At 70.2% G+C, this 20,073-nt stretch carries 25 protein-coding genes; 15 read left to right on the top strand and 10 right to left on the bottom strand.

Going from position 1 to position 20,073, the window contains the following annotated elements:
- Positions 1–2: 2 nt before the first annotated feature.
- The 8 genes from PSED_RS06680 (at position 3) to PSED_RS06645 (ending at position 4,734) form a co-directional block, all read left to right on the top strand.
- A complete protein-coding gene (locus tag PSED_RS06680; RefSeq protein ID WP_013673490.1) occupies positions 3–788 on the top strand; it encodes a phytanoyl-CoA dioxygenase family protein in 786 nt (261 codons plus the stop codon).
- Positions 785–1,264 carry a MerR family transcriptional regulator gene (locus tag PSED_RS06675; protein WP_233899329.1) on the top strand — a complete coding sequence of 160 codons (480 nt, stop codon included), beginning with the start codon at positions 785–787 and terminating at the stop codon, positions 1,262–1,264. Before PSED_RS06680 ends, PSED_RS06675 begins: the two co-directional genes overlap by 4 nt.
- A gap of 11 nt (positions 1,265–1,275) precedes the next feature.
- Entirely contained in the window at positions 1,276–1,791 is a 516-nt protein-coding gene (locus PSED_RS06670; protein WP_143271423.1) for a hypothetical protein, read from the top strand.
- Between the two features lie 144 nt (positions 1,792–1,935).
- Entirely contained in the window at positions 1,936–2,412 is a 477-nt protein-coding gene (locus PSED_RS06665; RefSeq protein ID WP_013673487.1) for a DUF6789 family protein, read from the top strand.
- 117 nt (positions 2,413–2,529) lie between these two features.
- Positions 2,530–3,075: an RNA polymerase sigma factor gene (locus PSED_RS06660; protein WP_013673486.1), complete on the top strand. Its 546-nt coding sequence runs from the start codon at positions 2,530–2,532 to the stop codon at positions 3,073–3,075.
- The gene (locus PSED_RS06655) at positions 3,062–3,742 is read left to right on the top strand and encodes a zf-HC2 domain-containing protein (protein WP_013673485.1); all 681 of its coding nucleotides are present in this window, start codon (positions 3,062–3,064) and stop codon (positions 3,740–3,742) included. Before PSED_RS06660 ends, PSED_RS06655 begins: the two co-directional genes overlap by 14 nt.
- Before the next feature lie 69 nt (positions 3,743–3,811).
- Positions 3,812–4,270 carry a hypothetical protein gene (locus tag PSED_RS06650; RefSeq protein ID WP_013673484.1) on the top strand — a complete coding sequence of 153 codons (459 nt, stop codon included), beginning with the start codon at positions 3,812–3,814 and terminating at the stop codon, positions 4,268–4,270.
- An 86-nt stretch (positions 4,271–4,356) separates the two neighbouring features.
- On the top strand, positions 4,357–4,734 hold the full coding sequence (locus PSED_RS06645; protein ID WP_013673483.1) for a hypothetical protein: 378 nt from the start codon (positions 4,357–4,359) through the stop codon (positions 4,732–4,734).
- Here the strand turns inward: PSED_RS06645 and PSED_RS06640 are convergent, their stop codons facing one another.
- From PSED_RS06640 to PSED_RS06630, 3 genes are read right to left on the bottom strand one after another with little or no spacing between them, the layout of a single operon-like run.
- Positions 4,735–6,948 (bottom strand): heavy metal translocating P-type ATPase, encoded by a 2,214-nt coding sequence (locus PSED_RS06640; protein ID WP_013673482.1) that lies wholly within the window; start codon positions 6,946–6,948, stop codon positions 4,735–4,737. It lies immediately after the preceding gene.
- Between the two features lie 25 nt (positions 6,949–6,973).
- Entirely contained in the window at positions 6,974–7,186 is a 213-nt protein-coding gene (locus PSED_RS06635; RefSeq protein ID WP_013673481.1) for a cation transporter, read from the bottom strand.
- Positions 7,183–7,533 (bottom strand): metal-sensitive transcriptional regulator, encoded by a 351-nt coding sequence (locus PSED_RS06630; protein ID WP_013673480.1) that lies wholly within the window; start codon positions 7,531–7,533, stop codon positions 7,183–7,185. Before PSED_RS06630 ends, PSED_RS06635 begins: the two co-directional genes overlap by 4 nt.
- 233 nt (positions 7,534–7,766) lie before the next feature.
- On the opposite strand from PSED_RS06630, the gene PSED_RS06625 reads away from it, so the two are divergent.
- On the top strand, positions 7,767–8,297 hold the full coding sequence (locus tag PSED_RS06625) for a protein disulfide oxidoreductase (RefSeq protein WP_013673479.1): 531 nt from the start codon (positions 7,767–7,769) through the stop codon (positions 8,295–8,297).
- A 5-nt stretch (positions 8,298–8,302) separates the two neighbouring features.
- The gene (locus tag PSED_RS06620; protein ID WP_013673478.1) at positions 8,303–9,169 is read left to right on the top strand and encodes a cytochrome c biogenesis CcdA family protein; all 867 of its coding nucleotides are present in this window, start codon (positions 8,303–8,305) and stop codon (positions 9,167–9,169) included.
- 1 nt (position 9,170) lies between these two features.
- Here PSED_RS06620 and PSED_RS06615 read toward each other — a convergent pair whose 3' ends face one another.
- Positions 9,171–9,407, bottom strand: a complete 237-nt coding sequence (locus PSED_RS06615) for a hypothetical protein (RefSeq protein ID WP_013673477.1) — start codon at positions 9,405–9,407, stop codon at positions 9,171–9,173.
- A 200-nt stretch (positions 9,408–9,607) separates the two neighbouring features.
- On the opposite strand from PSED_RS06615, the gene PSED_RS06610 reads away from it, so the two are divergent.
- Positions 9,608–9,952 (top strand): glutaredoxin domain-containing protein, encoded by a 345-nt coding sequence (locus PSED_RS06610; protein ID WP_013673476.1) that lies wholly within the window; start codon positions 9,608–9,610, stop codon positions 9,950–9,952.
- Here the strand turns inward: PSED_RS06610 and PSED_RS06605 are convergent.
- The 3 genes from PSED_RS06605 to PSED_RS06595 are packed head-to-tail and all read right to left on the bottom strand — an operon-like array spanning position 9,949 to position 11,830.
- Complete coding sequence (locus tag PSED_RS06605; protein WP_013673475.1) at positions 9,949–10,626, bottom strand: haloacid dehalogenase type II; 678 nt, start codon at positions 10,624–10,626, stop codon at positions 9,949–9,951. The genes PSED_RS06610 and PSED_RS06605 overlap by 4 nt on opposite strands.
- A complete protein-coding gene (locus PSED_RS06600; RefSeq protein ID WP_013673474.1) occupies positions 10,626–11,174 on the bottom strand; it encodes a carboxymuconolactone decarboxylase family protein in 549 nt (182 codons plus the stop codon). Before PSED_RS06600 ends, PSED_RS06605 begins: the two co-directional genes overlap by 1 nt.
- A gap of 38 nt (positions 11,175–11,212) precedes the next feature.
- Positions 11,213–11,830 (bottom strand): TetR/AcrR family transcriptional regulator, encoded by a 618-nt coding sequence (locus PSED_RS06595; protein WP_013673473.1) that lies wholly within the window; start codon positions 11,828–11,830, stop codon positions 11,213–11,215.
- 113 nt (positions 11,831–11,943) lie between these two features.
- Here PSED_RS06595 and PSED_RS06590 point away from each other — a divergent pair, with 113 nt between their 5' ends.
- Together PSED_RS06590 and PSED_RS06585 are read left to right on the top strand one after the other, a co-directional pair.
- The gene (locus PSED_RS06590; RefSeq protein WP_202946354.1) at positions 11,944–13,431 is read left to right on the top strand and encodes a dihydrolipoyl dehydrogenase family protein; all 1,488 of its coding nucleotides are present in this window, start codon (positions 11,944–11,946) and stop codon (positions 13,429–13,431) included.
- A 70-nt stretch (positions 13,432–13,501) separates the two neighbouring features.
- Positions 13,502–14,752, top strand: a complete 1,251-nt coding sequence (locus PSED_RS06585; protein WP_143271422.1) for an MFS transporter — start codon at positions 13,502–13,504, stop codon at positions 14,750–14,752.
- Here PSED_RS06585 and PSED_RS06580 read toward each other — a convergent pair.
- Together PSED_RS06580 and PSED_RS06575 are read right to left on the bottom strand one after the other, a co-directional pair.
- Entirely contained in the window at positions 14,720–15,250 is a 531-nt protein-coding gene (locus PSED_RS06580; protein ID WP_041759359.1) for a peroxiredoxin-like family protein, read from the bottom strand. The genes PSED_RS06585 and PSED_RS06580 overlap by 33 nt on opposite strands.
- 126 nt (positions 15,251–15,376) lie before the next feature.
- On the bottom strand, positions 15,377–15,781 hold the full coding sequence (locus PSED_RS06575; RefSeq protein ID WP_233899430.1) for a MerR family transcriptional regulator: 405 nt from the start codon (positions 15,779–15,781) through the stop codon (positions 15,377–15,379).
- Positions 15,782–15,897: 116 nt separating this feature from the next.
- Here PSED_RS06575 and PSED_RS06570 point away from each other — a divergent pair, with 116 nt between their 5' ends.
- Positions 15,898–16,122: a heavy-metal-associated domain-containing protein gene (locus PSED_RS06570; protein ID WP_013673468.1), complete on the top strand. Its 225-nt coding sequence runs from the start codon at positions 15,898–15,900 to the stop codon at positions 16,120–16,122.
- Positions 16,123–16,139: 17 nt separating this feature from the next.
- On the opposite strand, the gene PSED_RS06565 is transcribed toward PSED_RS06570, so the two are convergent.
- Positions 16,140–17,414, bottom strand: a complete 1,275-nt coding sequence (locus PSED_RS06565) for an IS110 family transposase (protein ID WP_037367968.1) — start codon at positions 17,412–17,414, stop codon at positions 16,140–16,142.
- Between the two features lie 191 nt (positions 17,415–17,605).
- Between PSED_RS06565 and PSED_RS06560 the strand changes: the two genes are divergently transcribed.
- The gene (locus tag PSED_RS06560) at positions 17,606–20,056 is read left to right on the top strand and encodes a heavy metal translocating P-type ATPase (protein WP_013673466.1); all 2,451 of its coding nucleotides are present in this window, start codon (positions 17,606–17,608) and stop codon (positions 20,054–20,056) included.
- The last annotated feature ends 17 nt before the right edge of the window (positions 20,057–20,073 follow it).

Here is a 20,073-nt window from a genome sequence, read left to right as displayed (position 1 = left end):
ACGTGACCACCATCGACACCGCGCATGCCGCGGCCGAGCACACCGTGGAGGACTTCCGCGAGCGCGGCTTCACCCACGTGCCGAACCTGCTCACTCCCGACGAGGTGGCCCGGTTCCGCACCGCGGCCGAGGAAGCCCTCGCGGCACAGAGCAACACCGACGAGGAGTTCGGCACCCGCATCACGGCCACCACCGACGCCTGGGAACGCCACCCCGCCTTACGCGAACTCGCGCTCCACCCCCGGATCGGCGCGCTGGCCGAGCAGTTGGCCGGGATGCCGCTGCGGGTGTGGGGCGGCGAGGTGCTGCGCAAGGACCCCGGACACAGCGCCCCCACCGGCTGGCACGACGACTTGACCTTCGCGCTGCTGGACTCGCGGCTGATCTTCAACGCCTGGATCGCGCTGGTCGACGTGCCCGCCGAACGCGGCTGCCTGACCTTCCTGCCCGGCTCGCACCGCCGCGGCGGCCCGGACCGGGTCGAGCTGGCCGAGCACAAGTCCGATCCGGACAACTACTTGTTCACCCACTGGCCCGAGCTGCGCTGGAGCCACCGCGTCACCATCCCGCTGCGGGCCGGCGGCGCCACGTTCCACCAGGGCCGCACCGCGCACTACGCCTGTGCCAACGCCTCCACGGAGGTCCGACTGTCCTTTTTGGTCACGTTCACCGACGCCGACGCAACCTACCGGCCGCTGCCCGGCCACGACCCGCTCGACCTGAGCCCTGGCCAACCGCTGCCGGACCACCGCTACCCCCGAACACCCCGCCGGGACGACACCCGATGACCAGCGCCTGGCCGAAGCACCGTGAGCGGCTCGTCGCCGCGCCAGCAGGCACGCCGATGACGATCGGCGAGCTCTCGGCGCGGACCGGCGTGCCGGTGAAACGCCTGCGCCGCTACGACGACCTCGGCTTCCTCTACACGGTCGGGCGCAGCGCCGGGAACTTCCGGTTGTACGACGAATCCGCCCTGTGGTGCGTCCGCGCGGTCGAAACCTGGCGATCGCTCGGCCTGACCCTCGACGAGATCGGCGACCTCACCGAGGCCTACCTGACCCAGCCCGACGAGCCCATCGGTCCGCACCTCGCCCGGCAACTCCAGACTGTGCGGCACCGAACCCGTGCACGCATCGCCGAGCTGACGCAACTCCTCGACCGCATCGAGGAGTTCGAGACCCGCAACCGCGCCGCGCTCGCCGGCGAGTGGGACTTTCGTGAGACCGATCCCCGCTGCCATCCCCGATCCCATGGCCACGCTTGACTCTCCCCCCGGTGGCAGATCGTACGGTCGCCGCGGAGGTGATCACCGTGACGGAGACATCGGCTCACGGGCGTGCGATCGGCACCTGGGGAACGGCGGCACGGCTGCTGGTCGGCGGATATCTAGTGGGCAGCGTCGTGGTCGGCTCCGTGACCGGGCATTTCCGGGTGGAGTCCTGGGTGCTGGGGCTGGTGGGCTTCCCGGTGCTGGCGCTCGGCTGGCAGGCATGGCGGGCCCGGCGTCGGCCCCAGCGACTCGTCGCGTACACCGGGCCGCTCGGCCACCTGCTCACGCTCGCGCTGTTCCTGCTTCTGTACGGCACAACCTGGTACGCCCCGCCGATCGGGTTCGTCAGCGACGCGGCCCTGCTGTTCTTCGGCTCATCGATGCTGCTCGCCGCCGGCCGCGGCTACTCCGGGTGCGAGGTGCTGGCCATCTCCAACTGGCTGCTGCGGCGTGACGACCAACTCGGCTGCGTCGTCTTCGACGCGGTCGACCGCCTAGGCAGCCGCAGAACCGTCGGCTGACCTTCCGCGAAGCGGCGGACACGCCAGGCGAGGGCGTAGGCGTTCCCCGGCCACTAGTGCCATCTTGCTGACACTTCTGGCCGGCTCGCCAGTGCAAGCGGGTTTCGCGCGGTGACAAGGAATCCGATTGTCCCGGAGGACGCGATGAACAAGCAGGCACTCACCCGCGGCGCGCTGGCCGGCATGGCCGGCGGCGTGGTCATGGCGATGTGGTCGATGATCGTGCTGTTGCTGACCGGGTCCGGTTTCTGGACTCCGCTCAACCTCATCGCGCACACGCTGTGGCGTTCCGCGCCGCTGGACGCGCGCTTCAGCATCGGCGGGCTGGTGATCGGGCTGGTCGTGCACATGATGATGTCGATGGTGCTGGGCATGGTGCTCGCCGCGGTCGTCGGAGCCGTCAAGCCGCTCGGCGGCGACCAGGTGCGACGGGCCGCGACGGGCATGGTGTTCGGCATCGTCGTCTGGCTGGTCATGCAGTACGCCGTGTGGAAGGCAGTGGATCCCGCGGCCGCGCCGTTGTTCACGCCGTGGGTGTTCGCGCTCGGGCATCTGATGTACGGCGCGGTCGCCGGGCTGGGGCTGGTTCGGACGCCGGCCGAGCGGCACGCAGCGGTGTAGCGCCAACGCGACCGTGGTGATCGCGGCCGCTTGCGGTGCACCGCCGCAAGCGGCCGACGCAATCATCGGACAGCTCCTGGCGTCTATGGTGATGTGCGGGTAGATGGGACCGGGCGGATGCGTGGCAACGGCGGTGAGGCACACCGGGCGTTCCTGGACGCGACCCTGCCGCATCTGGAGGCCCTGTACCGGATCGCGCGGCACGCGGCGGCCGACCCGGCGCAGGCCGACGACCTGGTGCAGGAAACCTACCTGCGGGCGTTCACCCACTTCGATCAGCACCACGGCGACAACACGCGGGCGTGGCTGGCGGCGATCTGCCTGAACCTGGCCCGTTCGCAGGCCCGATCAGCGTCGCGTCGGCCGGTCGAGGTGCCGGAATCCGAGGCCGGCGAGGTCGTCGCCCCGGACGCAGTGGACGAGCAGGCGATCGCCACGCTGGACCGAGCCGAGATCGAGACAGCGCTGGCACGGCTGCCGGAGCCACAGCGGTGGTGCGTGCTGCTGATGGACGTGGCCGGCTACACCGTGCGGGAGACGGCCGAGATCCTGCAGTGCCCGCGCGGCACGGTGCTGGCCAGGGTGCACCGCGGGCGGCGCAAGCTGGCCGTGCTGCTGGCCGGCACCCGGAACCCGGCGGGAGGCGATCATGGACAGGCATGAGCGGTCGCTGGCCGCGTTCCTCGCCGGAGAACTGGACGAGCGGTCCGCCGCCGAGTTCGACGCGCACCTGCTCGACTGCGCTGACTGCTGGCGCGCGGTGCGGGAAGACCGGGCCGGACGCGCGGCCGCGGCCCGGTTGCGGGACGCGGCGCCCTACGACCTGGCCGACCGGGTCAGCATGGCGGTCGGACTGGCCGCCCGGCCCCGCCCGGCGCGCCGACGGGGACGATGGCTCGCGGCGGGCGCGCTCGCGGTGGCGGCCGCGGTGATCGGGCTGGTCGTACTCGCGCTGCCCGGACGCAGTGCCGATCCGCCGGCGATCACCGCGGTGGTGGCGGCCACGCAACGCATCCCCGTGCCGACCGGCCAGCCCATCCCGCCCGGCACGGGGCCGGTCGCCCACGGGCAAGGCTGGACCGTGCGGGCCGGCGTGGGCGAGCTGCGGCTGCAGTACTACCGCCTCGACGGCGTCGACGTGCTCCTCGCGCACGCCGACCGGCCGGTCGGAACACCCGAGGACGCCCAGCACGCACCACCCGGTGACATGCCGTGGACCGTCGACCGCGACGGGATCACCGTGTATTGCCCGCACGATGACGTGCTGGTCGCCGCCGCGCTCCCGGCCGACCGGCTGGTCGCCCTGGCCCAGCGCCTGCCCGCGAATTGAGCGCAATCACCGGCTTCGCCACGGCGTCTCCATACCTGACAGCACTTTCCTGGCAGTGAGGAGCCGATCATGTCCACCACCGCGCACCTGAGCGGGACCGGTACCCGCATCGCCAACGGAGCCATCGCCGGGGTAGCCGGCGGCGTCGTCTTCGGCGTGCTGATGGCGATGATGGGCATGCTGCCGATGGTCGGGATGCTCATCGGCGTCGACAACGCCGTCGTCGGATTCGTGGTGCACCTGGTCAACTCCGCGGTGATCGGCGCCATCTTCGCGGTGCTGGCCTGGCCGCTGGCCGGCAAGATCGGCCCGCTGCTCGGCGCCGGTGTGGTGTACGGGGTGGTGTGGTGGGTGCTCGGCGCGCTGCTGATCATGCCGCTGTGGTTGAGTGTGACCGCCGACCCGATGATGAAGGGCATGGTCTTCCACGTCGGCAACGACCAGTGGCTCAGCCTCATGGGCCACGTCCTCTACGGCCTGGTCACCGCCGGAGTGCTGTACGGGCTCCGCCGCCGCGCCACCTCGTGACCGTGTGTGTCGTCTCGCTGACATTCCCGTGGCGAACCGCGGGGCGGCCGGGCTGAGATGGTCGGCAGTATCCCGAATGGAGCATCGTGACCACGTCCGACCGTGAGACGTCCGAAAAAACCAAGGCCGATCGGCTGCCGGTGTGGCGGATCGGCCTGGCCGGCGGGTTGGTGGGCATCCTCTGCTGCGTCGGCCCGACCGTGCTGGCGCTGCTCGGCCTGGTGACCGCCGGAACCGCGTTCGCGTGGGCGACGAATCTCTACAACGGCTACGCGTGGTGGTTCCGGCTCGGCGGGTTGGCCGTGCTGGCGGGTCTGGTGTGGCTGTCCTTGCGGCGCCGCAACCAGTGCAGCGTCGCCGGGATGCGGCGCTGGCGGTGGCGGCTGCTCGCCGTCCTCGGGATCGCTGTCGGCACGTACGCCGCGTTGTACGCGCTGACGACCTGGCTGGGCACCTTCGCCTGATCAGCGACGGCCGAAGCGACGCAGCCGCAGCGAGTTGGTGACCACGCTGACCGAGGAGAAGCCCATGGCCGCGCCCGCGATGACCGGGTTGAGCAGCCCGAGCGCGGCCAGCGGGATGGCGGCGGTGTTGTAGCCGAACGCCCAGCCGAGGTTCTGGTAGATGGTGCGCAGCGTGCGGCGAGACAGGTGGATCGCCTCCACGACACCGTCGAGCCGGCCCGACATCAGCGTGATGTCGGAGGACTCGATGGCCACGTCGGTCCCGGTGCCGATGGCGATCCCGAGGTCGGCCTGCACCAGGGCGGGTGCGTCGTTGACGCCGTCACCGACCATCGCCACCACCCGGCCTTCATCTTGCAGCCGCCGCACTTCGCTGACCTTGTCTTCCGGCAGAACCTCGGCCAGCACCCGGTCAATGCCCACCTGCTCGGCGATCGCCGCCGCGGTGCGCGCGTTGTCGCCGGTGATCATCGCGACGTGCAGGCCCATGCCGTGCAACCGGCGGACCACGTCGACGGCGTCGTCCTTGACGGTGTCGGCGACCCCGAGGACGCCGCGAACGTCGCCGTCCCATCCGGCATACACGACGGTGCGACCCTGCTGTTCGAGTTCGTCGGCGCGCCGGGCAAGCTCGTCCGGCAGCCGCAGGTCTTGTTCGTCGACGAGCTTGCGGCGGCCGACCAGGGCGGTGTGCCCATCGACCTGGGCACGCACACCGTGCCCGGCCACATTCGCGAATTCCTCCGCACACGGCAGGCGGAGACTCCGCTCTGCCGCACCGGCGACAACGGCGGCGCCGATGGGATGTTCGGAACCCGCTTCGACCGCGGCCGCGTAACGCAGTACCTCGTCCGGATCCTGGCCTGTGGCCGGGACGAGGTCGGTGAGCCGCATCCGGCCCCGGGTCAGGGTGCCGGTCTTGTCGAACACCACGGTGTCGATCTTCTTAGAGCCTTCCAGCACGTCGGCGCCCTTGACCAGGATGCCCAGGTCGGCGCCGCGGCCGGTGCCGACCATGATCGCCGTGGGAGTGGCCAGACCCAGCGCGCACGGGCAGGCGACGATCAACACCGCCACCGCCGCGGTCATCCCACCGACCGGGTCGCCGGCGAACAGCGCCCATCCGGCGAACGTCAGCAGGGCGACGCCGATCACCACCGGCACGAACACCGCAGAGACCCGGTCGGCCAGCCGCTGCACGGGCGCCTTGCCGCCCTGGGCCTGCTCGACCAGGCGCACGATCTGCGCGAGCGCGGTGTCCGCGCCGACCGCCGTGGCGCGCACGGTCAGTACCCCGTCGGTGTTGACCGTCGCCCCAGCCACGTGATCGCCCGGATTCTTCTCACTGGGAACCGATTCGCCGGTCAGCATCGACTCGTCGACCGCGGCGCGGCCCTCGGTCACCGCGCCGTCGACCGGGATCTTCTCGCCGGGCCGCACCCGCACGAGGTCCCCGGCGCGGACCTGCTCGACCGGAACGGAGGTTTCTTCGCCGTCGACGAGCAGCCGTGCTTTTTTGGCGCCCAGTTGCAGCAGGCTGCTGATCGCAGCCGAGGCGCGGCCACGGGCGCGGGCTTCGAAATAGCGGCCCAGCAGCAGGAACGCGATGATCAACGCTGCGGTGTCGAAGAACAGGTGCCCGCCGGCGAACAATTCGTAGGTCGAGTAGGTGAACGCGGTGAGCGTGCCCATCGCGATCAGCGTGTCCATGTTCGCGGAAAACGTGCGCGCCCGCTGCGCGGCAACCGTCAGGAAGGGCCAGCCGGCGACGAACTGCACCGGGACCGTGGCAGCGAACGCGGCCCACCGTGCCCAGCCTTGGTCGCCGAAGATCATGGTCAGTGCGAACACCGCCAGCCCCAGTGGCCAGGCCAGCCACACCCGCCACAGCCACGTCCGGCGCTCCCGCTCGTTCTCCTCGTCCCCGCGGGCGGGGTGGCTGGGCGTGACCGGCTCCAGCTGATAGCCGATCCGATCAGCGGCCGCCTGCAGCGTGTCCACGGTGGCCTCGCCGGGCCGGTAGTCCACGTGCGCGGCACCGGTCGCGAAGTTGACCTGTGCCTGGTCCACCCCTGGTTGCTTGGCCAGCGTCTTCTGCACGCGCACCGCGCAGGAGGCGCACGTCATGCCCTCGACGGTGAAATCGACCCGCTGTGCCTGGACCGCGCCTGCGGTCTCGGTCGCGCGCACCGCCTCGGTCGCACCTCGTGTCATGGTCGTCCTCCTCGGCCGATTCCGTTCACCGGTGGCCAGCGACGTCGTAGCCCTGGTCCTCGATGACCTCGACCAGCTGGTCCGGTCCCACCCGGTCGTCGTGGCGGACGGTCACCGTCTTGGCAGGCACGTCCACCTCCACCGCGGCCACCCCGGCCACCTGGCCGACCGCGCCTTCGATCGCGTTCTTGCAGGTCTCGCAAGACACCTCGGGAACCGAACATGTCGTAGTCGTCATGCAGTGCTCCCTTCCTCGACACGTTCGGGCTCACCCACGGCGGCACCGGTCAAGCGACCGTCTGGGCCGGTCAGGGCCGGGCTGAACTTCACCGCGTCGATCAACTCGTCGATCGCCGCCTGCCCACGCCCACCGAGCACCGCGTCGGAGAAGCAGGTCTCCAGGTGGTTGTGCAACATGACCCGGTTCGCTCTCTCCAGCGAGGACTGCACCGCGGAAATCTGCTTCATCACATCGACGCAGTAAGCGTCGGATTCGAGCATCCGGATGATCCCGTCCAGATGCCCGCGCACCGTCTTCAGGCGGTTCAGCGCCGCCCGCTTCTTCGCCGTCAGTTCCTGGCTCATCGCGTCCTCACCTTCGGTCATCACCCGTACAACGCCGTGACGCCATCGAGTGTTCCCACCCCACCCGGGGTGGGGTGTCCGGTAGGACGACCCGGACCGGCCGCGACGAACTCCGGGGTGATGACGCCGCTGGGCCGCGCATGAACACGAACAGGGTCGGCTCGCTGACACTTCAGCTGACTCGCTCCCGCCGGCCTGCTCGACTGAGCCGGTCATCGCAGCGGGAGGTATCGGTGAAGGCTGGCGTGCGGATACTGAGCCTGGCGCTGATCACGATTGCCGTGGCGGCAGGATGCGGGCGACCGGCCGACAGCGGCGAGCAACGCCAGGCCGCGCCAGCCGAGCAAAGCAACGCAGCGCCCGACGCGCTGAAGTTCACCGCGACGACGGTCGACGGCCAGCGGTTCTCCGGGGAGAGCTTGGCCGGTAAACCGGCGGTGCTGTGGTTCTGGGCGTCGTGGTGTCCGGTCTGCCAGGGTGAATCGGCCGGGGTCGAGAAGGTCGCGCAGGCCAATAGCACCGTCACGTTCGTCGGAGTTGCCGCGCTCAGCGATGCGCCGGCAATGCGGGAGTTCGTCACCCGGTACGGCATCGGCTCGTTCACCAACCTCGCCGACACCGACGCGTCCGTGTGGCAGCGGTTCGGCGTGACCTCTCAGCCCGCCTACGCCTTCGTCCGTCCAAACGGGACGGTCGAGACGGTCAAGAGCGGCCTGTCCGAGGACGAACTCGCCGCCCGCGTACACCAGCTCGCTGGGACGTAGGGCGGATGGTGGATACCTCGACCCTGGGGTTCGCGTTGGCCGCAGGCCTGGTGGCGGCGTTGAATCCGTGTGGTTTCGCGATGCTGCCCAGCTATTTGACCCTGGTCGTGCTCGGCGCCGGTGACCGCCAGAGCCGATCGGTCGTGGTGGGCAGGGCGCTGGCCGCGACAGCAGCCATGGCCGCCGGTTTCCTCGTGGTGTTCGCCGTGTTCGGGTTGATCGTGGCGCCGCTGGCCAGCCAGGTGCAGCGGTACCTGCCCATCGTCACCATCGTGATCGGCGCGGCCCTGCTCGGGCTGGGCGGCTGGCTGCTGGCCGGCCGGGAGATCACCCTGATGCTGCCCAAACCCCGCAAAGGCGCGCCGACAGCAGGGCTGCGCTCGATGTTCGGCTACGGACTCGCCTACGCGATCGCGTCGCTGTCGTGCACCATCGGCCCGTTCCTGGCCGTCACCGCCGCCACCTTCCGCGCCGGCTCCGTTGTCGGAGGTGTGCTGGCCTATCTCAGCTATGCCGCGGGCATGGCGCTGGTGGTGGGTGTGCTGGCGGCCGGGATCGCGCTGGCCGGGGCTGGAATCGCCACCCGCGCGCGTCGGCTGTTGCCCTATGTCAACCGCATCAGCGGTGGTCTGCTCGTTCTGGTCGGTCTGTACGTCGGCTACTACGGAATCTACGAAACCCGCCTGTACTTCGGTGGCGGTGACGCCCGTGACCCGGTGATCGACGCCGCGGCCAGCGTTCAGCAGGCGGTGGCCGGGTGGATCGACGCGATCGGTGTCGTCCCGTTCCTGGCCGCCCTTGCCGTCATCGTGGTCGCGGCCGTCGGCGTGCGCCGCCGTCGTAGGGCAGCGAAAACCCGCACCCCGGAATGAGCTACGCCGCCGAGGATGCGCCGGCACTGGGGGCGTGCCGGAGCCGATGAGCGTGGCGTCGCGCGGCAGCGGCCACCGCGGCAGCGCGATCGGCGTCGGCGGCCGTCGTGCTCGCCTCAGCGATGTGGTCGAACAAGCGGGCTTTCCGCTCGTACCAGGCCGCAGTGTCCTCGGCTGATGCCGCCGGGGCGGGAATCGCCCGGAGCAGCGCTCCCATCTCGCTGAGCACTGTGTCCATGCCGCGACCTCCTCGCCGACTCGTGTGTCCGGTGTGCCTGGGTTAACGGCTCGCGGTCGGCTGGTCGTGCGGCAGTGTCAGCGGCCGGACACTGCATGGCCGGGAAAGACTGTCGTGACGCAGACACTCGGCACGCGCATCGGCTGATGTGGCGTGTTCAGTACAGGGACAGCGCTCGACGGCTCGGGAGGTCGCGGAGAATGCCTGACGTCGTGGTGTATTGGCGGCCGGGTTGTGGGTTCTGCGCGCATTTGCGGAGCCAGCTCGACCGCGCCGGAATTCCGTATCAACCGATCAACATCTGGGAAGACCCGGCCGCGGCGGCGACGGTGCGGTCGATTGCGCGGGGCAACGAGACCGTGCCGACGGTCGTCATCGGCGGGCAGGGGCTGGTGAACCCGAGCTTGCGCGAGGTGCAGGCGGCGATGCTCGTGGAGGTGCCGGGCACGGACCGGCCGACTGCGGCAGTGCCCGGCCCCGCTCGCCGCCCGTCGTCAGGTCTGCTGGGGTCGCTGCTGGACAAGGTGCGCAACTTCGGGCGCTAGGAACCAGCAGGCAGCACCACGAGGCCTTGGGCGACCTCGACAAGGTCCGCGCCGACGACGTCCGCGGGTGCGAAGATCGCGGCGTAGTGGCCTTCGAGCCGGCTGGCCCATCCCGTGGTCAGGCCTACCCGGTGTGCGCCGTGGCAATCGAACGCGTGCACTGCGACCAGGGCGGCCTGCTCGGCCACGCAGCCCGTCTTCTCCAGTGCGTAGTGGTAGACCCGCGCGGGTGGCTTCCAGCTGCGCACGTCAGCGACAGACAGCACCTGCTCGACATACGTCGCCAACCCGGTGCGCTGTAAGAAATCCTGAGCGGTCCGCGCCGCTCCATTGCTCAGGCACACCACGCGGATGCCGTGCTCGGCCAGCAGCCGCAGCGCCGGCTCGACGTCGGGGTGCGCTGGCAGCTCGGCGAATCCGGCCAGGACGTGCTCGACGGCGTCGTCGCCGACCGCGCCGCGCGTCAGGGTGCGCAGCGCGGCCGCGGCGACCGTGGGAAACGGTTCGTAGTACCCGGCCAGCGTCAGCGCCATGCCGTCGCGCAGCAGCCGGTCGAACCAGCGCTCCAGCAATTCCGGTGGTGCGCCGACTTCGCGGAAGCGGTGTCGCAACGGCTCCAGCGACATCAGGGTTTCCACTACGTCGAAGGCCACGACGCGCGGGCGGTTCGGCATCAGGCTTCCCAAGCCTGTGCGGTGAACGCGTCGTCGAGCGGGGTGTGGGCGAGGTGGTTGATGTAGTTGGACAGGGTCTTCATCGCGACGCCGACGATGATGTCCAGGATCTGCCGCTGCGCGAACCCCGCGGCCAGGAACTGCTGCACCTCGTCCTCGGGCACGTTGCCCTGCTCGGCGACCACGGCGTGGGCGAACCGGCGGATGGCTTCCAGCTGGGGATCGCCGAGTGGCTTGCCTTTGCGCAGCGCGGTGACCGTTTCACTGTCCACACCGGACCGCAGGGCGTTGGTGGAGTGCACGGCCATGCAGTAGTGGCAGGCGTTGTAGCGGCTGACGGTGAGCCACACGACGTCCTGGCCGCCCTTGGGCAGCGACGTCTTCCGGAACTGCTCCGACAGTCCCTGGTACGCGTTGAACGCCTGCGGCGACTCGGCCATGATGCCGTACAGGTTCGGGATGAACCCGAGACTCTGGTGGATCTTTTCCAGCGCCGGGGCCACCTCGGCCGGGGCGGTGTGCTCGTCGTGGATCGTGAACTCCGTCATCGATTTCCTCCGTGTTGTCGGGTTGAGCGTTGCCGGATTCAGCGCGGCCACGTGTCGGTGGTGTCGCCGGGACGGCGTAGCGCGTTCAGGGCCGCGGCGACCGCGCTGCGCAGGGTCGAGGCGTCCGCGCCGGCCCGCGAGCGCAGGTTGACGCCCTGCGCCACCAGAACGAGGTGTTCGGCGGCGGTGTCCAGGTCGAGGTCCGGGCGGAGCTGGCCCAGCCCGTTAGCCGAGCCGAGCGCGGTCCGTAGCGCGTCCCGCACCCGCCGGTGATGCTCGGTGAGCACGTCCCGGAACGCCTCGTCGCGGGGTGTGCCGTTCGTCTGGAGATTGGTGGCCAGACAGCCCCAGCGAGCCCGCGGCCCCGTGCAGCGCGCGGTGATCAGCCCGCCGAAGAATTCGGCAATCGTCGGCAAGCCTCGCCCGCCGTTTTCCAAGGCGGCGAAGGCCGGTGCCGCGTGCTCGGCCAGATACCGGTGCAGTGCGGCCAGGCACAGGTCCTGCTTGCTGCCGAACGTGGCATACAGGCTGGACCGGCTGATGCCGGTGGTGTCCACGATGTCGGCGATCCCGGTGTCGGCCCAGCCCCGTTGCCACAGCAGCTGCGTCACCGCGCCGATGACCGCCGAGGGATCGAAATGCTTGACGTCTGGCACCGGGCACCTCCAACCTGGACCGCTCATTCCAGGACGCCCCGCTGGTATCGATGGCGCCAATCGCAGTGTCTGGTCGCTGACAAACTCCGCTCGCTGGGCGGGCCGGGTCTGGTGTGCTTGAGGATGAGTCCGGGGCTCGGCAAGGAGGGCGCAGCGTGACGCGAGGCAGTGACAGGGCCGACCTGGTCATCGTCGGTGGGGGAACCGCCGGCATCATCGCCGCCAAGACCGCCGGCGGGCTCGGCGCGCGGGTGGTGCTGGTGGAGCGCGACCGTACCGGTGGTGACTGCCTGTGGACCGGGTGCGTGCCAAGCAAGTCGCTGATCGCAGCGGCCCGTGCCGCCCAGAGCATGCGCACGGCGGGACGGTTCGGGATCACTCCGGTCGAGCCGCAGGTCGACTTCGCGGCCGTGATGGCCCACGTCCGGGGGGCGATCGAGCGGATCGAGCCGGTCGACTCGCCCGCGGCGCTCACCGACGCCGGCGCCGAAGTCATCGCCGGTACCGCGGTGTTCACCGGCCCCGACGAACTCCAGGTCGACGGCCGGTCGCTGCGGTTCCGGCACGCGCTGATCGCCACCGGCTCCGCCCCGGCGCTCCCGCCGGTGCCTGGCCTGGCCGAGGTGGAGCCGCTAACCAGTGACACGGTGTGGGACCTGGTCGAGCTACCGGCGCGGCTGGCCGTGCTGGGTGGTGGCCCGATCGGCTGCGAGCTGGGGCAGGCCTTTGCCCGACTGGGTGCCGAGGTGACCATTATCGAGGCCACTGACCGTCTCGTGCCGCGGGAAGAACCCCGGGCCGCGATCGTATTGTCGGCGGCGCTATCGGCGGACGGCGTCCGCGTGCTGACCTCGACCACCGTCACGAAAGCCGCTGAGCAGGCGGAAGAGGTGCGTCTGGACCTCACGGGCCGCGCCGGCACGAGCGTGCTCGATGTCGACAGGCTTCTCGTCGCGACCGGCCGCCGCCCGCGCACCGACGGGCTCGGACTGGAGACGGCCGGGGTGCACGTGAACGAGCACGGGTACGTGGCCGTGGACGCCAAGCTGCGCACCAGCAACCGCCGCATCTACGCGGCCGGCGACGTCACCGGGGCACCGGCGTTCACCCATGTCGCCGGGATGCACGGCAGCATCGCCGCCACCAACGCGCTGCTCGCCCCGGTGCGCCGCATCGACCACGACACGATTCCCTGGGTGACCTTCACCGACCCCGAGATCGCCCACGTCGGCCTCACCGAAGACCAAGCCCGCCAGCGTCACGGCGACGCGGTCCGGGTCCGGCTGCTGCGCCACGAGCATGTCGACCGCGCGATCGTCGAAGACGACACTGACGGCTTCACCCAGGTCGTCCTCGACGCCAAGGGCCGGGTGCTCGGCGCGACGATCGTCGCACCACGGGCCGGCGAGATGATCGCCGAGCTCACCGGCCTTGTCGCCCGTCGCGGTCGATTGCGGGATCTCGCCTCGATGATCCATCCCTACCCGGCCTGGTCCGACGGCGTCTGGAACGCCGCCATCGCCGAGTCGAGCGACGCACTCCAGACACCGGCCAAGCGCCGCCTCACCGGTGCCCTGCTGCGCCTGCGCCGGGCCCGGTGACACCCCCGACACCGGCAACTCGGCCCCGTGGATTCTCTGGCGGACTCCGGGATTCGGTCGGCTGCTGCGTGTGCGGGTGGTCTCCCTGGCTGCCGACGGGCTGTTTCAGACCAGTCTGGCGGGCTCGATCTTCTTCAGCCCCGAGCGTGCCACCACCGCGGGGCAGGCCGCGGCCGGTTTCGCGACGCTGCTGCTGCCCTACAGCGTGATCGGCCCGTTCACCGGGCCGCTGCTCGACCGCTGGCGACGCACCCGCGTGCTCGTGCTCGGCAACGCGGCCCGGACCGTGATCGTGGTGGCCGCGGCGATCGCGCTGTCGGCGACGGGGCCGGTCGGGCCGGTGTTCTTCCTCGCCGCGTTGACGGCGGTGAGTCTCGGCCGGTTGCACAGCGCGGCCGCGCTGGCGGCCCTGCCGCACGTGGTGGCCGGTGAGCGGCTGGTGCTGGCCAACTCGGTGTGGACCGTCGCCGGGCTGACCGGCGGCGCCGTGGGCACCGGAGTAGGACTCGGGATCCGCTATCTCGGTCATGCCACCGACTCCGCAGCCGCCGTGTCCACCTTGATCGCGGCGGGTGTGTACGCGGCGGCGGCGCTGCTGGCCGCCACGTTTCCCGCTACGGCGCTCGGTCCGACAGACGCGGCGCGCTCGGCAGCGTGGACGCTGACGCGCACTCTGCGCGACCTCGCTGACGGCGGCCGGGAGGTGGCCGCTCATCGTCCTGTGGCCGCCGCGCTCGTGGCGATCGGCGCGCACCGGTTGTTCTACGGGGTGTCCACGATCGCCACCTTGCTGCTCTACCGCAACTACTTCACCGACTCCGGCCTGTTGCGTGCTGGTCTCGCCGGTGCGGCGCAAGTCGTCGCCGCGGCCGCCCTGGGCACGCTTCTCGCCGCGGCCGTCACCCCGGTGATCACCCGGCGCTGGTCGTCGCGCGGGTGGATCACGGCGTTGTTCGCGGTCGCCGCGGTCGTCCAAGTGGCCTTCGGGCTGCCCTACCGCATGGCGCCGCTGCTGGTGGCCGCCGTCGTCCTGGGCGTGGTCGCGCAGGGCAGCAGGATCTGTGTGGAGAGCATCCAGCAGGCACGCATCGCCGACCGCTTCCGCGGCCGGGTGTTCTCCTTCTACGACGCGGTGTTTAACGCCACGTTCGTCGCCGCTGCCGCGGTCGCCGCGCTCGTGCTGCCGGACAGCGGCAAGTCCTACCCAGTACTGGCCGTCATCGCGGGCGGCTACGCCCTGATCGCGGTCTGGTACGCCGTGGCCAGCCGAGAAGCTCGGGGAAAGTCGTTACGATGTCGCAGAGATTCGACCGACGGCTGAGCGGATGGCCTCGATCGTGGGGTAGTCACCGAGCGTCTTTCCTCGATGCAGGAACCGAATCGTGCCGTCGGTGTCCACAATGGCCAGACCGGGTGCTTGGAGCGGGTGCCCGGTGATGCGGCCCTGCCGAGCCCTCCGCGCAGCGAGCAGGTAGTTCCGCCAAGTCACCGGTTGCAGCAGCATCCACCAGCGAATACGGCGAACATCCAGTGCCCGGTACAGGTCGTGCCGCGGATCCAGCAGCAACGGAAACCCGATGCCGTGCTCCATCAGGTGCCGTGCCTGGTAGTCGGCCGCACCGCCGACGCCGACCAGCCGCACTCCGGCGTCGTGCAGTTCGTCGCGGATCTCGTTGAGCTCGGAGAGAAACGCACGGCAGGGCATGCATCCGTAGTAGCGGACCAGCGGCAGCAGCACTGGCCGGTCGGACAGGCTGGCCAGCTCCACGGGCGTGCCATCGACGTCGTAGAGAGTGATCGGGCCGATCTGATCGCCCACTCCTGCAAGACGGTGCATCCGAATCCTCCGGTCCCGACGTATCCCGGCAGTTTTCGACCGCGGCGAGGACACGTCAACGACTCTGTCAGCCAGATGACATCCGGCGTGACGTGCGGCCTCGGCGGGTCAGCCGGCGTCGGCGGTTTCGATGATGCGGCAGACGAGGGCCTCCTCGCCGCGGCGTTGGCTGTCACGCGCGGCGCGGCGGGCCTCGACGAGCGTGCGGCGCATCGCGCGCAGATCCTGAACCTTGCGGTCGAGCTCAGCGATGTGGGCGTCGAGGAGGGTGGTGACCCGCTCGCACGGGGTGGCGCCGCAGCGCTGCAGGTCCAGGATGTCCTTGATCTCCGCCAGGGTCAGGTCCAGCGCCTTGGCCTGGCGGATGAACCGCAGCACGGCCACGTCGTCCTGGGTGAAGGTCCGGTAGCCGGCGTCGGTGCGCTGGGCGGGCGGCAGCAGGCCTGTGGACTCCCACAGCCGGACTGCTTTCGCGCTGACTCCGGCCGCCTCGGCGGCGGCACCGACAGTCATCTCCACGACTGCCTCCTTTCCCTGACACGGCCAGCCTTGACCTTACCCCTTGGGCAAGGTTTTAGCGTGGTTGCGACGAGAGAAAGAGCAGCTCAGGACCGTGGAGGAGGCTCGTGATGGAGTCATGGGTATTGCGGGTGGAAGGGATGTCGTGCACCGGCTGTGCGCAGCGGATCGGCACCGTGCTGCACCGGGTCGAGGGCGTATCCGGCGTAGTTGCCGACCACACCCGGGGGCGCGTCGAGGTCCGCGTCGACCCGGGCACCGCCGATCGCGCCGTGCTGGTCGAGCGGATCGAGGCCGCCGGCTTCCGCGTCATCGAGCAAGAGACGACCGAATGAGACACCCTCTGTCAACCTCAGGCCGCCGAGGGAGGCTGGTGGGCTTGCTGCCGGTTGCGAATGTGAATGGTCTCGTCGTAGCGGATGCGTTTGACCAGGCAGTGCCACAAGATTTCCAGCCATCGGTTCGCCAAAGCGCGCAGGGCCGAGTGATGGCTCTTCCCGGCGGCGATTTTCCCGTCGTAGAACTCCCGCGCCCATGCGCTGCGGGAGAGGCTGCAAAAGGCCCACTGATGCACGGCTGCGCCCAGGTAGTGGTTGTGCGCCAGACGACGGGCGACGACGAACTCGCTCCGGCCGGAGCGGCGGGTGACCGGGGCGGTTCCGCCGTAGCATTGCAGCCCGTTCGGTGTGGCGAACTGGGTGATGTCGTCTCCGATTTCTCCGGCTATCCGGGCGGCGAGCCGGTCCCCGAGTCCGGGGAAACTCAGGTAGATGTCACCGCCCGGGACCGCTTTTCCCGGATCGGGTTCCTTCGCCTGTGTTGCGTGGCCGCGGCGGGCCGTTCCGAGCAGCAGTTCGGCCATGCGGCGTTCCCAGGCCCGTCGTTGGTCGCGGATGGCCAGCAGCTGGGTCGCGGTCAGCGCGATCGTGCCGGTTTTCGCGCGCGCCAGGTAGTCTTTCACCGGCAGCCGGTCGGCGGCGAGGGCGTCGGCGACGCGGGCGGCGAACCGGTCGGGCCAGCCGTGGCTGGCGGCGCGGGCGAACGCGGCGATGTCGTGCGGGTCGGCCGCAGCGAGCTCGTCGTGGCCGGGCCAGCGGCTCAGCAGCTTGAGCATGACCGGCGAACCGAGGTTGCCGCCGGCGATGGCCAGCGCGGCAGGGAAGGTTGCCAGCAGGTCCGCGCGCAGCCGGTTGAGCAGCCGGCGCTCGTCGCGGGCGGCGCGTTCGTCGTCCCGGGCGATCGTGCGCAATTCTCCCGCCAGCTCGCCGTGCGGGATCAGTTTCCGCAATTCCAGAAACTGGTCCAATGCCAGCAGGCAGCAGATCCTGGCGTCTTCGGCGTCGTCTTTCTTTTTAGCCGGCCCGCGGCGGCGGGCCACCACGTCCGGATTGACCGGAAGAACAGTGAAACCGGCGTCGGCCAGCGTTTCCACCAACAGGCCGTGTCGGGTTTCCAGCACGACCCGCACGTCGGCCGGGTCGGTTTCCAGCTCCAGGCAACGGGCCACAAGCCGGTTGACTCCCGCTGCGGTGTGGTCGATACGGAATTGTTCGATCACCCCTTCTCCGGGGCGACCCAAGGCCACGTCGTGAAACGATTCCGCCCAGTCGATGCCTGCTCCAAGCAAATGCTCCGACTCCCTTCGCGTCCAGCAACGAAAAAACTGGAACCGGAGGCCGCGCGTCGTGCTGATAAACCAGTCCTCATCGGGACAACACCCTCCAAGACGACAAGCCTCCGGCTACAACCCCCGAGGACGCTGTCTCATTTCAGTCCTCGCAGGACAAGCACCAGAAGCGTTCCCCGGAGGTCCCAGCCATGAAAGAAGGTACCGCTATCAGCACCGGCACGCACGCGCCCGCCGAGGCGTGGGCAGGCGAGCCGTCGACCGAGCCGGGGCACGCCCGCATCCGGGCGCGGATCGCGGGGCTGCACTGCTCGCTGTGTACCGGCACGATCGACAAGGCCCTTGGCCGGCTCGACGGGGTCGGCCAGGTCGCGGTGAGCCTGACCCACGAACAGGTCCTGGTCGACTACCAGCCCACCGTGATCGCGCCGGAGCGGATCCTGTCCACGCTGCGTGACATCGGTTACGAGCTGTACGACCCGCGCAAGCTGCGCCCGTTCGAGGAGGAAGAAGCGGCCCTGGTCCGCGAAGGGCTCCGGCTGCTGGGCGCGATCACTGCCGCGCTCGCGGCGATCGGGTTGATCGCCACCGTGGTCGGTGTGTGGTCGGTGCTGGTCCCGATGTCGGTGGCCGTGGTGATGGTGCCGGTCGCCGTCGCGATCCTGCGCCCCGCCGGGCTCGGCACGGCGGTGGCGGGCGCGGCGGGAATCGTGGCCCCTGGCGTGGTGGCACTCGTGCTCCGCGGGGCCGGGGTGGTGCGTGAGTCGCTGATCGGCTGGCTGGCCGGAGTGCTGGCGGTGATCGTGGTGGCCGGGGTGGCGCACCATATCGTGCGGATGGCCTACCAGGCGCTGCGGCGCGGGATTCTCAACCAGCACGTGCTGCTGGAGATCGGGGCGTTTGCCGGGCTGGCCGGCGGGATCATCGGGTTGACCGGGGCGTTTCCCGGCTACCCGACGGCGGCGTTCTTCGCCGTGTCCGTGCTCGTGGCCACTTACCACATCTTCTCCGAATGGCTGTCGCTGCTGGTGAAGACCCGCTCCAGCCAGGCGGTCAAGAAACTGCTGGACCTGCAACCCGACCTGGCCCGCGTCGTGCGCGACGGGACCGAGGCCGAGATTCCGGTCGAGCAGGTCGTCGTGGGCGACGTCGTCCGGATCCGGCCTGGGGAACGGATTCCGGTCGACGGGCGGGTCAACGAGGGATCATCCACAGTGGACATGTCGGTGGTCACCGGCGAACCCGTGCCGCAAGAGAAGGGACCCGGCGACGCGGTGGTGTCCGGGTCGCTCAACGGGAACGGCAGCCTGCTCGTGCGAACCACGGCCGCCGCCTCGGAGAGCTTCCTGGCGCAGGTGGTCCGCCACGTCGAGGACGCCCGCGCTCTCAAACCCGGAATCCTGCACCTGGTGGACCGGATCCTGCGCGTCTACACCCCCACCGTCCTGGGCATCTCGGCACTGTCGCTGTTCGGCTGGCTGCTCGGGTCCGCCGCGATCACCGGCGAGGTGAACGTGCAGCGGGCGGTGTTCGCCGCGCTGACCGTGCTCGTGATGGGCTACCCCTGCGCGGTCGGGATCGCCGCCCCGCTGGCCATCGTCCGCGGCGCCGGCGCGGCCGCCGACGCCGGCATCATCATGCGCACCGGCGAGGCGTTCCAGACCTTCCGCACCGTCACCCGCGTGCTGCTGGACAAGACCGGCACCCTGACCACGGGCCGCCCGGTGGTCAGCGAACTGTGCCCGGCGCACGGCGTGGCCGCCGAAGAGTTGCTCGCGGTGGCCGCCGCGGCCGAAACCCACTCCGAGCATCCCCTCGCCCGCGCCATCCGCGACGCGTCCAGGCACCAGCGGCTGGAGCTTCCGGCCGTGACGGATTTCCAGGCCACCACGGGATTCGGGGTCACCGCCACGGTGGACGATCACCGCGTGCTGGTGGGGCGGCCCGCGTTCCTCACCGCCAACGGCCTCGACCTTTCCCCAGTGGGGGACACCATCGCGCGCCTGGAAGACGACGGGCACACCGTCGTCGTGGTCGTCCGGGACCACCATCCCCTCGGTGTGTTCGCCTTGGCCGACGCCCTCCGGCCTGAAGCCGCTCAGGTCGTGGCCGCGCTCCGCGATGCGGGCGTGATCCCCGTACTGGTCACCGGTGACAACCCGCGCGCCGCCGGGCACATCGCCCGGCAGGCGGGTATCGACGAGGTGCACGCGCAGGTGCTGCCCGAAGACAAGGCCGATCTGGTCGGCCGGTTGCAGGCGGCCGGGCACACCGTCGCGATGGTCGGGGACGGCATCAACGATGCGCCCGCGCTGATGCGCGCCGACGTGGGTGTGGCCGTCGGCAGTGGCACCGACATCGCCACCGAGTCCGCCGACATCATCCTCGTCCGCGACGACCTCACGCTCATGCTCACCGCACGCGAGATCAGCCGCCGCTCCTACCGCCGCGTCAAACAGAACGTCGCACTGGCGTTCACCTTCAACTGCGTCGGCATTCCGCTGGCCGCGACGGGGCTGGTGCACCCGGTGTGGGCGATGGTGGCCATGGCCGCCTCGGTCACCAGTCTGTTCGTCAACTCCCTCGGCGGCCGCCCGAGCCTGCTCGTCCACGCCATCGGCAGCGTCGGCCGCAGCAGGTGAACGGTCCAACCCGGGTG

The organism is Pseudonocardia benzenivorans CB1190 (genome assembly GCF_000196675.2).
GTDB classification, from domain to species: Bacteria; Actinomycetota; Actinomycetes; order Mycobacteriales; family Pseudonocardiaceae; genus Pseudonocardia; species Pseudonocardia benzenivorans.
This window is presented reverse-complemented; position numbering and strand designations above follow the sequence as displayed.

Coding starts and splice junctions, on each gene's coding strand:
- PSED_RS06630 (WP_013673480.1), bottom strand. CDS start 7,533: ATGAGCCAGGAACTGACGGCGAAGAAGCGGGCGGCGCTGAACCGCCTG.
- PSED_RS06635 (WP_013673481.1), bottom strand. CDS start 7,186: ATGACGACTACGACATGTTCGGTTCCCGAGGTGTCTTGCGAGACCTGC.
- PSED_RS06610 (WP_013673476.1), top strand. CDS start 9,608: ATGCCTGACGTCGTGGTGTATTGGCGGCCGGGTTGTGGGTTCTGCGCG.
- PSED_RS06605 (WP_013673475.1), bottom strand. CDS start 10,626: ATGCCGAACCGCCCGCGCGTCGTGGCCTTCGACGTAGTGGAAACCCTG.
- PSED_RS06655 (WP_013673485.1), top strand. CDS start 3,062: ATGGACAGGCATGAGCGGTCGCTGGCCGCGTTCCTCGCCGGAGAACTG.
- PSED_RS06640 (WP_013673482.1), bottom strand. CDS start 6,948: ATGACACGAGGTGCGACCGAGGCGGTGCGCGCGACCGAGACCGCAGGC.
- PSED_RS06620 (WP_013673478.1), top strand. CDS start 8,303: ATGGTGGATACCTCGACCCTGGGGTTCGCGTTGGCCGCAGGCCTGGTG.
- PSED_RS06560 (WP_013673466.1), top strand. CDS start 17,606: ATGAAAGAAGGTACCGCTATCAGCACCGGCACGCACGCGCCCGCCGAG.
- PSED_RS06665 (WP_013673487.1), top strand. CDS start 1,936: ATGAACAAGCAGGCACTCACCCGCGGCGCGCTGGCCGGCATGGCCGGC.
- PSED_RS06570 (WP_013673468.1), top strand. CDS start 15,898: ATGGAGTCATGGGTATTGCGGGTGGAAGGGATGTCGTGCACCGGCTGT.
- PSED_RS06650 (WP_013673484.1), top strand. CDS start 3,812: ATGTCCACCACCGCGCACCTGAGCGGGACCGGTACCCGCATCGCCAAC.
- PSED_RS06600 (WP_013673474.1), bottom strand. CDS start 11,174: ATGACGGAGTTCACGATCCACGACGAGCACACCGCCCCGGCCGAGGTG.
- PSED_RS06675 (WP_233899329.1), top strand. CDS start 785: ATGACCAGCGCCTGGCCGAAGCACCGTGAGCGGCTCGTCGCCGCGCCA.
- PSED_RS06660 (WP_013673486.1), top strand. CDS start 2,530: ATGCGTGGCAACGGCGGTGAGGCACACCGGGCGTTCCTGGACGCGACC.
- PSED_RS06615 (WP_013673477.1), bottom strand. CDS start 9,407: ATGGACACAGTGCTCAGCGAGATGGGAGCGCTGCTCCGGGCGATTCCC.
- PSED_RS06575 (WP_233899430.1), bottom strand. CDS start 15,781: ATGACTGTCGGTGCCGCCGCCGAGGCGGCCGGAGTCAGCGCGAAAGCA.